We start from the raw sequence: 14,952 nt of genomic DNA on the forward strand, positions 1-14,952 counted from the left end.
ACAAAAAAGAGCACGATAATGTCGTGCTCTTTTTGTATCATCTATTTTGAAAGTTTAGTCTACCAAAAACAAGGCATTGCTAAACAACAAATTACCATTTTCCCAGAAACCTCTAAATAAGGGATTGTCCACCATATAAATTACAGATCCGTCGCCTTTACTTTCCACCGCAAAACTTACGGTGTTGTTCAGTTTCTTTTTGATTTCATTACCCACAAAACCATAACTTTTATAATCTTTAGGGATATAAGCAACATTAGTAGCTTTTTTCAATAGCGAATAATGCCTGTCATCCGTTTTTAGACTGAAATATTTATCCCCTAAACCAAAAGACATTGGATGTGTTTTATTCAAAAGATTTTCAATGATAGCACCAGGAATCGATTTAGAAATATACCTGCGCTCTGAATCCTGAAAATCTAGAAACCGTTCTTTTAACTCCTCTTCTTCGGCTTCTTTCTCAGAACTTAATTTGTCTTCTTCGGTTGCAAAAGGGCTTAACGCGTATCCTTCTTTAGCCTCAAAAAGAGCAAGAGCGCTGTTCATCGCAATTACTTTTCCGCCATTTTTAATCCATTCACCAATTTTCTTTTGTTGGTCTTCTGATAAATCATAATATCCGTCTGCCAAAATCATAGTGTTATAATTGAAAAGCTTTAATCTGTCAAAATTATTTACCTCAACCACGCTCACCGGATACCCAATAGTTTCTTCCATAAAATACCAAGCAGCACCAAACTCTGTAGAACCAACTCCTTTTCCTGAAAATAATACAACTTTTGGTGCTTTCAATAAATTGAAATTTTCACCACCAACATCTTTAGAATTCGATGAAAAACCTGTGGCTATGTAATTATAATCGGTTTTTATTTTTACCAATTCGCCAACCTTTTTCTCAAAATCAACCAGTTTGGGATTATCTGCTTTGGTCACAATCAAACCGCCTGGCTCCACAATTACATCGCCAAAAATAGCTTTTTTCATCGCAGATCGAACTTTGATATTATTTTGGTGCAACAGCGAAAGCACCTGAGCTGAGATTCTGTTATTCCAAGGAATATGAAAAGCATAAACATTTTGCGGAATTCCTTTTTCTTTTACTTCAATAGACGCTTTTGTTTTGACAGGCAAACTATTTTTCAACGCATAGCCTTCCACTCCATATGCCAAAGGCAAAGCCCAAGAAGTAATATCATACGATAAACTGTCATTCAATTTTTGATTTGGTTCAAAAAGGACCTGCGCAAAAACGGCTTTTTGTTGGTCTACTTTTACAATTAAATCATTTGGTTCTATCGTAAAACCTTTTTCTGTTTTCGTGCTGTAATTAAATCCAGACGCTTTTTGACTGGCATCCGCATAACTGAATTCGACATTATTTTTTTTCAATAAATCCGCCATTTGAACCAACTTCGGATTGTTTTTCATCACATACATTTTATAATTTCCCTTCACAGTTTTTCGGGAATTATTCATAAAACCTCTGAAACCTTTCAGCAAAACATCCGCCTGCGCCGCAGCTGATTCTACCACGGTAAGTACTGCCGTAGCGTGATGTGTTATCCGGTCTTGTATCGTAAGCGTAATTCCGTTACTCATTGTAACAGCTCTCCCCGCGCCTATTCCGCCTTGTTCCATCGTCATTCCTACTGCACCATTGTACGTAGGATACGTATCGCCATAACTTGGATAAAACAAATCAAAACGTTCGCCGGTATTGTACATCCAGTTTTGAGCATCAAATTTTTTAGAAATATTTTTACCTAAAGTGTAATGAAAATCTTTTTGATACTTTTCAATATATTCGTGCAAAGGTTCCGCTGACGGTGGAAAAAAATACGGAGAATTGTATCCCATTTCGTGTACATCCGTATGAACTTGCGGCATCCATTGGTTGTACAGCGCGATACGCTGTTGGGTTTCCGGTTGCGTTTGCCAAGCCCAGTCTCTGTTTAAATCAAAAATATAATGGTTGTATCTGCCGCCCGGCCAAACTTCCATGTGCTCTCTGTCTGATAATTCCGGATGCGTTTTTTTACCTGAAATTTCTCGTAACCAATTTCCGTACCTGGAATATCCATCCGGATTAATACATGGATCCAAAATTACAATGGTATTTTCTAACCACTTTTTAGTTTCTGCATTCGACGGATTTACCAATTCATAAGCCACTGTCATCGCGCTTTCGGTTCCGGCAAATTCATTTCCGTGAACATTAAAACTCAACCAAACGATTAACTTATCGCCAATCATTTGAGATTTATTTTGGGATAAGCCAATGGCTGCTAAATTGTTGTTTCGGATTTGTTCCAAATTAGCTAAATTCTCCGGACTGGAAATAAAATAAACATTCAAATCCCTTTGCTCCGGAGTTACGCCATATTTCTGCTGTTTGATAAAATTGGACTTTTCCGTAAGTTGCTTAAAATAATTTTCAGCCTCATGGTAATAGGTTATTTGTTTTCCGTAATTGGGTAAAAATTGAGAAGGACTTTGCACTTGTGAATGAACACTGAGTACAAAAGTTAGCAGTAGGTAAAAAGAAAAAACGGTCTTTTTCATATTGTTTTGGGTTAATTATGCTTCAAAAATAGCCATTTACGAATTATTGCACAAGACAAATTTCGGATTAATGAAATATTAATTTTACCAAACTTCTCATTTTAGTTAATTCATTTTTTGTTGCACGATACTGACAATACGGCAATATTCGGTATTAAAAAAACAATAATATTCTATTTTCAATTCGAATCATTGCAACAATCTATTATATTTGCAACCAACAAAATTGACACTACAGATGGAAGAATGTATCTCCGTTTTTGATATGCTAAAAATTGGCGTTGGACCCTCTAGCTCCCACACACTGGGGCCTTGGAGAGCTGCCGAACGCTTTCTTAGCGAATTAAGAAAAGAAAATTTACTTCCTGCCGTAAATCGGGTAAAAATAGATTTATACGGTTCCCTTTCCTTAACCGGAAAAGGTCATGCCACTGATTTAGCAGTAATGCTGGGTTTGAGCGGACAAGATCCGGAATACATTCCCGTGGAAAATATTGATGTAATTATCAAATCAATTGAATCTAAAAACGAAATCAATTTAGGAAACGAAAAACCAATTCCATTTTATTTCCTTCAAGATATCGTTTTCAATAAAAACTTTCTTCCTTTTCATGCCAATGGAATGACTTTTACAGCTTATATGACGGATAACAGCGAATACGTTTCCACCTTTTATTCTATTGGTGGCGGATTTGTGGTCAAAGAAGAACGCATCAACGCTAAAAAGAAAATCAAAATAAAATGTGCTTTTCCGTATCCAATTGAGAAAGCGGCAGAACTACTGGATTATTGCATAAAAGAGAACAAATCCATATCGGAAATCGTTCATGAAAACGAAAAATCGATGCGTACTGAAGCAGTTATTGATCATGAGTTGATGCGCATTTGGAAAACGATGCTCGAATGCATGTACATTGGTTGTCATTCCGAAGGGATTCTTCCCGGAGGATTAAACGTACGCCGCCGTGCTTTTGACATGCACCAAAACCTCATCGGTTTAGCAAATTATGATTCACCTCAAACCTGGCTCGAAGAAATCAGAAAAACGGAAGTCAAATTCCGCCAGATCCTAAAATGGGTTTCTTGTTTTGCCCTTGCGGTAAATGAGGTAAACGCGGCTTTAGGTCGAGTGGTTACTGCTCCTACAAATGGAAGTGCAGGTGTAATTCCTGCCGTTTTAATGTATTATTTAGTGATTGAAAACCATGATGCTGGAGAAAAAGAAATCAAACAATTCCTTATGATTGCCGGAGAAATAGGTAGTATTTTCAAGAAAGGTTCCACAATATCCGCAGCAATGGGCGGTTGTCAGGCCGAAATTGGCGTTTCTTCCTCCATGGCTGCAGCGGCCTTATGCGAATTGATGGGCGGAACTCCCGAACAGGTTTTAATGGCTGCCGAAATTGCGATGGAACATCATTTAGGATTGACCTGTGATCCTATTGGCGGCCTAGTTCAGATTCCGTGTATTGAACGAAATACAATGGGTGCCATAAAAGCCATTAATGCCGCTGAACTAGCCTTGGAAACTGACCCAAAAAACGCAAAAGTGCCTTTGGACAAAGTAGTGGACACGATGTGGCAAACGGCCAAAGACATGAATAATAAATACAAAGAAACCTCTGAAGGCGGATTAGCCATTGCAGTGAATATGGCTGATTGTTAAATTTTATAACACAAATTTAAAATACGGAAAATCGAATATTCACCAATTTACAGTAGATTTAGCCTATATTCTCAAATCAAAAACTATGAAAATTAATTGGATAGTAGTTAGCATTGTAATCATTTGTATGCTCGTTTTGATTGTATTTCTTATTAGAAAAAATCAAAAGGATAAAAAAAAATACACCGATTTTTTAAACAATGATTTCAAAAAAGCAGATGAAGAAGAGTCAGACTTGAATGAGGACTCGTATTGACTTGTATTCTCTTTAAATTTTAAAACTTAATTCTATCCTTCTTTAAACTCTATTTTTAATTTCACAAAAAATGAAATTATATGTTTTATTTCACTATTTTTGATATAAAATATATAATTTCATTTTTTATGAAACAATACATCCTGATGGCGGATATTATTAATAGTGGAAAAAAGGAGCAAAAACCACTAATGGAAGATTTTAAAAATTTAATAGCAGAGATAAATCAAATTTACAAAGCCGATATATTATCTCCGTTGACTATTACTTTGGGTGATGAATTTCAAGGCGTAATAAAAAACTTAACTGCATCAATTCAAATTATTCTTACTTTAGAGGAAAATAGTATTCACAATAAATTAAATTTTAAATTACGCTATGTTTTGAATCAAGGTGAAATAGAAACGCCAGTAAATGAAAAGATTGCTTATGAAATGTTGGGAAGCGGTCTAACGGAAGCACGATTGAAACTAAATGATTCGAAATATAAAAAATTTAGATTTAACATTGCAATAGACGATCTATTACAGCAAAGTATTTTGAATGATGCGTTCATAATTTTTGAAAATATTACTGACAAATGGTCTTTAAAAAATGACTATGAATTAGCGTCAAATTTCATTCAATTTAAAGACTATAAAATCGTTTCTGAAAAAATGAGTAAAACCCGCTCCTTGATATGGAAAAGAGAAAAAACATTACACATGGAATCCTATAATGCGGCAAAAAATATAATTCAAACAATTACTTCAATAAAATAAAAGTATGGAAGTATTTCAATTTATAGTTTTAGTTCTTTCTACAGAAGTGCTTCTGGGTATATTTTATTATATTATCACGCCAAAATCAATTCGAAAAACTAAAATAATAGATTATAAATCACTTCTTAAAGGAATCGTTGAACGAATCTTTTTATTAGTTTCAATGATTAATGATTATCCACATGCGCTGACTTTATTTGGCGCTTTGAAATTGGCTACACGATTAAAAAGAGACGATGAACAAGATAAAGTAAAGCAATCTCTGTACAATGATTTTTATTTGGTGGGGAATTTTATTTCGGTCATGATCGCAATTTTATACGTTTTTCTTTACAGTATATACATTGGATAAAACGATTAATTGCCTCTATTATCTTTTAAAACCAATGCCTAATCAAAACTACTTTCTTCGGGTATCAATAAGACGTACGATTTTCCAAATATTATCTTTTTTGAAAAGCGTAAAAGCATTCACTCCTTTGTGGCTTGATTTTCCATTTAAATAAAACTCATAAGGTGTACAGACGCACGCCATACTTCTATCTACCTAAATGGAGTAACTCAAAATTTTTTCCTGAAACTTTACTTCTGAGGGAATAGAAGCTATCAATTTAAAAAACACTTCCTGTTTTTCATTGGATAATTTACCATTTTTCGCATTCTCATTTATAGACTGTAAAATCATCGTTTAATCATAAAGAGCCTTTAGTTTTAAAGTATCTTTGGTTTGCAAAGTCTCAAAAAAAGTTTTAACCACTTTTTAAATTTCTTGATTTTGATCTTGAGAATTAGCAGCTGTGAACTATCCAATCAATACAACTATTCTGCGCATAATTATTTTTTTTTGTTAATTGATACCTACAAAAACATTACTGTTACATTTTTGAGTTAAAAATATACATTTTATTACCTTTACGATTCTAAAACAACAATTATGTCTGTCGCAAAAAAAGATTATAAAAGGATTACTACGAAATCACTGATTGATATGAAAGCAAATGGAGAGAAAATTTCCATGCTTACTGCATACGATTATACCATGGCAAAAATCGTCGATACCGCTGGAATTGATGTGATTTTAGTGGGTGATTCCGCTTCGAATGTGATGGCCGGTCATGAAACCACTTTACCGATTACATTAGATCAGATGATTTATCATGCTTCCTCTGTTGTGCGAGCAATAGAAAGAGCGTTGGTTGTTGTAGATTTGCCTTTTGGAAGCTACCAATCAGACCCTAAAGAAGCCTTACGTTCTGCAATAAGAATCATGAAAGAAAGTGGCGGTCATGCCGTAAAACTGGAAGGCGGTAAAGAAATAAAAGATTCTATCAAGAAAATACTTAACGCAGGAATTCCAGTTATGGGACATTTAGGTTTAACGCCACAGTCTATTTATAAATTTGGAACCTACACCGTTCGTGCTAAAGAAGAAGAAGAAGCGCATAAACTAATAGAAGACGCTAAATTGCTGGAAAGATTAGGTTGTTTTGCGTTAGTTTTAGAAAAAATACCTGCTCATTTAGCCGAAAAAGTAGCCCAAAGTATTTCGATTCCGGTAATTGGGATTGGTGCTGGTGGCGGTGTTGACGGACAAGTTTTGGTAATTCACGACATGTTAGGAATGAACAATGAATTTAGCCCGCGTTTCTTGAGGAGATATATGAATTTATATGAAGGAATGACATCTGCCATCGGTCAATATGTTGCCGATGTGAAATCAAGCGATTTTCCTAATTCAAGCGAACAATATTAAGCCCCCTAACCCCCTAAAGGGGAACTGATAATGAAAATAATATCCAATAAAAATAACCTTCAAGTTCTTCACGAAGACAATCACCTTATTGTGGTAAACAAGCGAGTAGGCGATATTGTGCAAGGCGATAAAACCGGTGACAAACCACTATCTGATGTGGTTAAAGAATACATCAAAGACAAATACAACAAACCTGGAGAAGTATTTCTGGGTGTGGTACACCGTTTAGACCGACCAACGACTGGAATAGTCGTTTTTGCCCGAACCAGTAAAGCGTTAACGAGAATGAATGAGTTGTTCAGCAACCGTGAGACTCAAAAAACGTATTGGTGCATTGTCAAGAATAAACCATCAAATTCCGAGGATAAATTGGTTCATTTCCTGAAAAGGAACGAAAAAAACAATACTTCAAAAGCGCATTTAAAAGAAGTTCAGGACAGTAAACTAGCCAGTTTAGATTACAAAATTATTAAGGAACTCAACAATTATTTTGCTTTAGAAATCAATCTTCATACCGGAAGACACCATCAAATCAGGGCACAGCTTTCGGCTATTGGTTCACCAATAAAAGGTGATTTAAAATATGGTTTTGACCGAAGCAATCCGGATGGAGGAATTCATTTGCACGCCCGAAAATTAGTTTTTGTACATCCTGTTACCAAAGAAAACATAGAAATCATCGCACCAACTCCAGATGATGTGATTTGGAATGCAGTCTGATACTTTCCTGTTTTTAAACATAACGATAACAAAAACGATACTTCACCGACCTATATCGTTTAAAATAGTAATATAATCCTGTTTTTTTTATTCTTTAGATTATTCAGAAAGTTGGAATAAAATAATATTTATGTAATTTTAATTTAAAATAATCTTATGAATTACAAAACTGATATAAAATCACGAAAAGAATCCCTTAAAAAATTATTGCACGTCATCACACAACATGAACAAGCGATAATTTTGGCTTTGTACGATGATTTTAAAAAACCTGCTTTTGAAGCCGTTTTAACAGAAACTAATTATGTGATTAGTGACTTGAAAGAAACTATAAAAAATATCGATTCTTGGGCTAAGCCAAAGAAAGTTGCGGCTTCATTTTTAAATTTCCCTTCCTCCGATTATATATATAGTGAACCATACGGAAATGTTTTAATTCTTTCCCCGTGGAACTATCCGTTTCAATTGGCATTATGTCCGCTTATTGCTGCTGTCGCTGCTGGAAATAAAGTAACCTTAAAACCATCTGAACTGACTCCAAATACTTCGAATATTATAGCGAAAATTATAAGCGAAACTTTTGCTGTCAAAGATGTGGTGGTCATCACGGGAGATGCCACTATAGCGGCAAATTTATTGTCCAAACGTTGGGATTATATTTTCTTTACCGGAAGTGTCGCTGTTGGAAAAATAGTGGCGAAGGCAGCTGCCGAAAACCTAACGCCAGTAACATTGGAATTGGGCGGAAAAAGTCCTTGTATTGTTGACGAAACGGCAAATTTAGAATTAAGTGCCAGACGCATTGTTTGGGGAAAAATCATAAATGCTGGACAAACGTGTGTGGCTCCTGATTATATTTTAGTACACCATAAAATAAAAGTTATTTTCGTAAAATTACTGATGCAGGAAATCGAAAAAGCACTTGGAACAAATCCTGAAGAATCTCCGGATTTTGCCAGAATCATTAACCTAAAAAACTGGCAGCGTCAATTAAGTTTACTCGAAAATCAGAAAATACTTTTTGGAGGACAGTCGAACAGAGATTCGTTATATCTTGCTCCTACTTTACTGGATGAACCAAAAATGGATAGTTTGGTGATGACAGAAGAAATTTTTGGTCCAATACTCCCTATACTTTCTTATGAATCGAAAGCTGATATAGACAAAATAATTACAAGCTTCGAAAAACCATTATCACTTTATTTATTTTCCCGAAACAAATCGTTTGTCGATGAGGTATTGCAAAAATATTCTTTTGGTGGCGGTTGCATCAATGATACGGTAATTCATTTGGCTAACAATCGCCTGCCTTTTGGCGGAGTTGGAAACTCCGGAATGGGAGCATATCATGGAAAATTAAGTTTTGATATTTTTTCGCATAAAAAAGCGATTGTAAAAAGAGGACTATGGCTTGATTTACCCATTCGTTATTCCCCTTATAAAGACAAATTAAAAACCATTCAAAAAGTACTAAAATGGTTGTAACCAATGAAAAATCAGTAAGCGAGGCAATAAAATACAGACGCTCCGTTCGGGTTTTTAAAAATGAAGCTATTGATGCAGAAAAAGTAAAGCAATGTATTCAATTAGCGACTCTGGCACCCACAAGCAGTAATATGCAGCTTTGGGAATTTTATCATATAGTATCCCCGGAAATCATACAAGAAATAGCCAAAGCCAGTTTTGACCAGAATGCTGCAAAAACAGCACAACAATTGGTTGTTGTTGTAGCGAGGAAAGATTTGTGGAATAAAAGAGTGCAATCGAACATTGATTTTTTAAAAAATCAATATGGCGAAAAACCGAAAGAAGCGTATTCAAAAAGAGAAAAATTTGCTTTGAATTATTACCAAAAAATTATTCCAACACTGTATTTTGATTTTTTAGGAATTATCGGAATGCTAAAATTTCTTGTTTTTCAAATCATTGGAATCTTCAAACCTATTTACCGACAGGCTCGACAAAGCGACATGCGAATTGTAGCCCACAAAAGTGCGGGACTTGCAGCTCAGAATTTTATGATCAGCATGGCAGCCATAAATTACGATACGTGTCCAATGGAGGGTTTTGATTCGTTGAGAATTAAAAAAATAGTACATTTGCCCGCTTCCGCAGAAATCAATATGATTTTAGGCTGTGGAATTCGAGACGAAAATGGTGTTTATGGAGAACGATTCCGAATCCCTTTTGAAGAAACCTATTTTAAAATATAATCAACCAATTTACAAATCAAATGAATAAAGCTACACAATACCGTATTGAAGAAATAAAAAAGAATGGCTACGTCCTAGATTTTGGAAATGTTTTCAACCACGCTTTCGAGAATTACAAAAAAATTGCGCTTTATGGCGGTTTAATCATTTTTGTATTTTTTGTTCTGCTTTGTCTTTTGGCATTTGGAATACTGATCGCAATTTTTGGAGCTCCTGCAGTTGTTGATTTTTTAAAACCAGAAAATTTACAATCGGAAAATATCAGTAATATTACTCTTTTGATCATTGCCGGAGCATCAGCCTTGATTTCCTGTTTATTAAGTCCATTTCCGGCAGGACTGATAAAAATGGCATATTGTGCAGAAAGAGACGAAGAATTTCATGTCTCAACCATGTTTGAGTATTATAAAGCTCCTTATTTTAAGGAACTTTTTGTAGCAACATTTCTCGTTTCTCTTACAAGTTATATCATTTCCTCAATAATAAATTACGCCCAAATACCTGCACTTGGTTTCGTTAATACCGTGACAGTGTCGTTATTCACCATGCTAATGATTCCCCTTATCATTTTTGGAAAATTGAAAGCCGCAGAAGCTATACAAACCAGCATCCTTATAGTTTCCAAACAACCTTTAGTTTTACTCGGATTAATTATTATTGGATCTATTGCAACATTGGTAGGTTTTATAGGCTGCTGTATTGGAATCTTTTTTACTTTTCCTTTTATTTATTCCTTACACTACGCTATATACAGTGAGATAATTGGTTTTGAAGCTGAAGATGAATCTCAAGAAAAAAACTAAAAAATAAAATTCCTTTACGAATAAAAACCAAGGCATAAATACTAATTTGTTTTGGTTTTTATTTAATTTTTTTTCCTACATTGACAACCAAAGAAGACAGAAACCCAAATCTACTCTTCACAAACCTAATAAAAATTTTACTATGGTGTTGTACTGTAGCCAATTAAATATTCTGCCCAAACAATTAGATTTATTTTGGACATTTAATTCTATGATAAATAAACAATTATTTTATGTTATAATTCCTATTTTAATAATTTTTTTAATTTACAAAATTCATAAAATAAAAACCGGATTAAAAAGTAATTTATTAGAAAGAAGCCATAAGGCAATTACACAAAAACGAGAATATCAAATCTATCTTTTGTTTCTAGGAATTATACTTATTATCATAGAAATCACTTATGAAATTTTAAAAGTAAGGCTACAAAGTTTATTAATAGTAAACTGCACCATTGGGGTATTTTTAATGGCTCTGTATTTTGTTAGTACTAAGTCATCGATAGTTTTTAGAAATATTAAACAAATTTTTATTGTATTTTATTTAGTCTATTTTAGCTCTATTTCTCGAAATATAATTATTTCTCCTACTGATAATATACCAATTGTAGCTTATGTAGTAGCCTTTTTCTTTTCTTACAGCGTTATAAAACCTGCTAAATTGTATTGGGGATTTGTTGTGGCAGTTTTTATTTATTTTGGCATTGTTTTTATTTTCGATTTAGTACCATTAAAAACAATTTTGTCGCTAGTAATTAGTGCTTCAATAATTCTAATCATAAATTACATGCACTACATTTTATGGTTAAATAGTACTGAAGAAATTCGTTTCAACAATCAAATCATTAACAAAGGGAATTCACTGATTTTAGCTATAAATAGAAAAGGCGAAATTGTATTTTGCAGTGAAAATGTAGAATCGATTTTAGGATATACCGTTGATGAAATTATGGGATTAGGCTATTGGAAATTCACGGAAGACACAGCGTTTTTAAGTGAAGATTACCAAACTAAATTTAAGGATGACAGGATCTTCATCCGTAAACTCAAATGTCAAAATGGAGATTATAAACACATTCAATGGAACCATAAAAAATTTTCGGACAACTTAATTATTGGTATTGGGCAAGATGTAACTAATGAAATTCAAATCCAAAATCAGTATAAAAATTTAATTGAAAATGCTATCGATCTCATTTTTGAAGTTGATAATCACGGTACTTTTATATTTGTAAATGACTTTACCATCAAATCATTGGGTTACGAGAATGACGAAATTATAAATCGAAATTATTCGGAATTTATTCGGCAAGATTACATTACAAGCATCATGGATTTTTATCAGAATTTATTAAAACATGAAAATTATTTTCCAACTATTGAGTTCCCTTTATTAAAAAAGAACGGTGAAGAATTGTGGGTTTCACAAAAAGTGATAATCCGAAGAAATGATCTAGGAAAAGTAGTTGGCTATTCTGGGATTGCCCGAGATATCACTAAATTTAAAGATATTGAAGCTGAAAATAAAATACGTCAGGAAAAAGTAGAACAATACAACCAAACGATTAAAAAATTAGCAACTACCAACTTTAGTAACGATAAAAATTTGGATGTCAGCGTGATGCAAATCATTGAATCTGCAGCAAAAGTTTTTCGGTGCAATCGCGTAAGCTACTGGAAATATACCGAAAATATAATCACATGCGAAAACTTATATGATTTAGACACAAATTCGTACAGCAAAGGTACTGTTTTAGAAAAAGAAAAATATCCAATTTATTTTAATTCGATAAAAAGTAAAACACAAATAAGTGCTCCAGACGTTTTTAACAAATGGGAAATATCTGAATTCATTTATGACTATTTCTTGAAATTTGACATCAAATCACAACTTGATATTCCTATTTTTATCAATGGAGAATTAACTGGAACCATAAGCTTTGAAACTGTAAGAACACAAAGAAATTGGGATAACGACGATATTATTTTTGCTCGAACAATTTCGGATATTATATCGCTGACCATGATTTCGCACAGTCGCTATACAACAGAAAAAAAATTAGAATACAAGAGTGAACTTTTATCCGCACTGGCACTTTGCACGGAGAAATTTTTGAATAGTAATGACATAAACGATATTTTCTCGGATGTCCTTATTATTATGGGAAAGGCGACAGAATCTCACAGAGCGTACTATTATGAAAATGAAGGGAACACTGGGTTGATAAGCCAAAAATACCGATGGCTAATCAATAATATCAAATTAACACCTAACAATATTAGCCTTCAAAATCTGCCTCATGATTTTTTTGAAGAGCTATTGACACCACTTTTAAATAACAAAATTTATAAAGCAATTGTTCCAAAAATTGAAAATCCATCTCTTAGAAACAAATTAAATAATGTGGATGCGGTTTCAATTATTCTTATTCCAATTTTCGTTAAAAACAAATTTCATGGCTTTTTAGGATTTGATGACACCCAAAATGAAAGAGAATGGTCAGAAGACGAATTGAATATTTTACAAACATTAGCGAGTAATATTGCTTCTTCCATTGAGCGTATAGCTAATGAAACCGCTATTTATGAAAGCGAAGAAAAATTCAGATTATTAGCTAATAATATTCCGGGAACCGTTTATTTATCCAATTATGATGAAAATAATACTAAAATTTACATCAATGATGAAGTTGAAAAACTCACTGGTTATCCAAAAGAAGATTTCCTAAATAACCATTTGTCATTCATTGATTTAATTCATCCGGAAGATAAATTAAGGACAATTAATGCTCAAAAAAATGCAATAGAAAGTACAATTCCCATTCATTTGACGTACCGAATAATTCACAAAGACAATCGCACGGTTTGGGTAGAGGAATTTGGAGATACCATTTACAAAGACGGAAAAATTGCTTTTCTTGAAGGCATTTTCATTAATATTACGGAGAGAAAACAATCCGAAAACATAGTTCAGGAAAAGGAATTAGCCGAAGCTGCCAACAAAGCAAAATCGGAATTTCTGGCAAACATGAGTCACGAAATCAGAACTCCATTAAACGGAATTATCGGTTTTACTGATTTGTTAATGAATACAAATCTTGGTAAAACCCAAGAAAAATACATGATTACGATAAATCAGTCCGCTAAATCATTATTGGATATTATAAATGACATACTTGATTTTTCTAAAATAGAAGCTGGAAAATTAGAACTGTATTTGGAAAAAAATGATGTTCACGAAATTTTGAGCCAAATTATTGATTTGATATTATATGAATCAAATCAAAAGAATTTGACGTTAAAACTGAATATTGCGTCAGATGTACCTAAATATATTTGGACAGACAGCGTACGTTTAAAACAAATTTTATTAAATCTTTTATCAAACGCGGTGAAATTTACTGAAAAAGGTTCGATAAAATTAAATGTTTCAGTTGCTGAAAAAACAAATGATTCCATAGCTAAAATACTTTTTTCTGTTATTGATACCGGTATTGGAATACAAGAGGAGAACAAAAGGAAAATTTTTAAAGCCTTTTCTCAGGAAGATAACTCAACTACAAGAAAATTTGGAGGAACTGGATTAGGTCTCACCATCTCTAACCAGTTATTAGGTTTAATGAATAGTCACTTACAATTAGAAAGTACAGTTCAATTTGGTAGTGCCTTTTATTTTTATTTAGATTTAGAAATTAGCAATCAACAATCAGAAGATGTAAAGCAAATTACAATTCCTGTTATTACTAATGAAATTGTTGGCAAACCAAATAAAAGCTCAAAAAAAATAAAAATAATGCTTGTTGAGGACAATAATGTTAACATGTTATTACTTAAAACTATCATTAAAAACTTATTTACAAATGTGACAATTTTTGAAATTCCAAATGGTAAAGTGGCGGTGGAACAATTTGAAACGATTCATCCAGATATTATTTTTATGGATATCCAAATGCCCATCATGAATGGCTATGAAGCAACAGAAATCATACGGAATTTAAAATCTGGACAAAATGTACCTATTATTGCTATAACTGCAGGTACGGAAAAAGAAGAAAAAGAAAAATGTCTTAAGGCAGGAATGAATGATTATATTCCAAAGCCGATAATAAAAGGAATTATTGAAGAAACATTTTTAAAGTGGGTACACTAACGTATTTAAAAAAGATTATTTAACGCTCTAAAAAATGTAATTTTATAAAATTACAGATAATTAACAAC

General features: G+C 33.2%; 10 protein-coding genes. 9 read left to right on the forward strand and 1 reads right to left on the reverse strand.

Annotation, left to right across the window (positions count from 1 at the left end; genetic code table 11):
* Positions 1–54 precede the first annotated feature (54 nt).
* Positions 55–2,562 (reverse strand): M14 family metallopeptidase, encoded by a 2,508-nt coding sequence (locus tag ACP7AT_RS05420; protein ID WP_426063326.1) that lies wholly within the window; start codon positions 2,560–2,562, stop codon positions 55–57.
* A gap of 238 nt (positions 2,563–2,800) precedes the next feature.
* Between ACP7AT_RS05420 and ACP7AT_RS05425 the strand changes: the two genes are divergently transcribed.
* The 9 genes from ACP7AT_RS05425 to ACP7AT_RS05465 all read left to right on the forward strand — a co-directional run bounded on the left by ACP7AT_RS05425 (position 2,801) and on the right by ACP7AT_RS05465 (position 14,884).
* Complete coding sequence (locus ACP7AT_RS05425; protein WP_426063327.1) at positions 2,801–4,228, forward strand: L-serine ammonia-lyase; 1,428 nt, start codon at positions 2,801–2,803, stop codon at positions 4,226–4,228.
* A gap of 384 nt (positions 4,229–4,612) precedes the next feature.
* A complete protein-coding gene (locus ACP7AT_RS05430) occupies positions 4,613–5,245 on the forward strand; it encodes a SatD family protein (RefSeq protein ID WP_426063328.1) in 633 nt (210 codons plus the stop codon).
* A gap of 4 nt (positions 5,246–5,249) precedes the next feature.
* Positions 5,250–5,597 carry a hypothetical protein gene (locus tag ACP7AT_RS05435; protein ID WP_426063329.1) on the forward strand — a complete coding sequence of 116 codons (348 nt, stop codon included), beginning with the start codon at positions 5,250–5,252 and terminating at the stop codon, positions 5,595–5,597.
* 582 nt (positions 5,598–6,179) lie between these two features.
* Positions 6,180–6,998 carry a 3-methyl-2-oxobutanoate hydroxymethyltransferase gene (gene panB / locus ACP7AT_RS05440; RefSeq protein WP_426063330.1) on the forward strand — a complete coding sequence of 273 codons (819 nt, stop codon included), beginning with the start codon at positions 6,180–6,182 and terminating at the stop codon, positions 6,996–6,998.
* Between the two features lie 30 nt (positions 6,999–7,028).
* Entirely contained in the window at positions 7,029–7,718 is a 690-nt protein-coding gene (locus ACP7AT_RS05445) for an RluA family pseudouridine synthase (protein ID WP_426063331.1), read from the forward strand.
* Between the two features lie 156 nt (positions 7,719–7,874).
* Positions 7,875–9,203 carry an aldehyde dehydrogenase gene (locus ACP7AT_RS05450; protein WP_426063332.1) on the forward strand — a complete coding sequence of 443 codons (1,329 nt, stop codon included), beginning with the start codon at positions 7,875–7,877 and terminating at the stop codon, positions 9,201–9,203.
* Complete coding sequence (locus ACP7AT_RS05455) at positions 9,194–9,931, forward strand: nitroreductase family protein (protein WP_426063333.1); 738 nt, start codon at positions 9,194–9,196, stop codon at positions 9,929–9,931. Before ACP7AT_RS05450 ends, ACP7AT_RS05455 begins: the two co-directional genes overlap by 10 nt.
* A gap of 20 nt (positions 9,932–9,951) precedes the next feature.
* On the forward strand, positions 9,952–10,734 hold the full coding sequence (locus tag ACP7AT_RS05460; RefSeq protein ID WP_426063334.1) for a hypothetical protein: 783 nt from the start codon (positions 9,952–9,954) through the stop codon (positions 10,732–10,734).
* A gap of 787 nt (positions 10,735–11,521) precedes the next feature.
* Positions 11,522–14,884 (forward strand): PAS domain S-box protein, encoded by a 3,363-nt coding sequence (locus tag ACP7AT_RS05465; protein WP_426063335.1) that lies wholly within the window; start codon positions 11,522–11,524, stop codon positions 14,882–14,884.
* Positions 14,885–14,952 lie beyond the last annotated feature (68 nt).

It is taken from the genome of Flavobacterium sp. DSP2-3-1 (assembly GCF_049896865.1).
In the GTDB taxonomy this organism is placed as follows: Bacteria; Bacteroidota; Bacteroidia; order Flavobacteriales; family Flavobacteriaceae; genus Flavobacterium.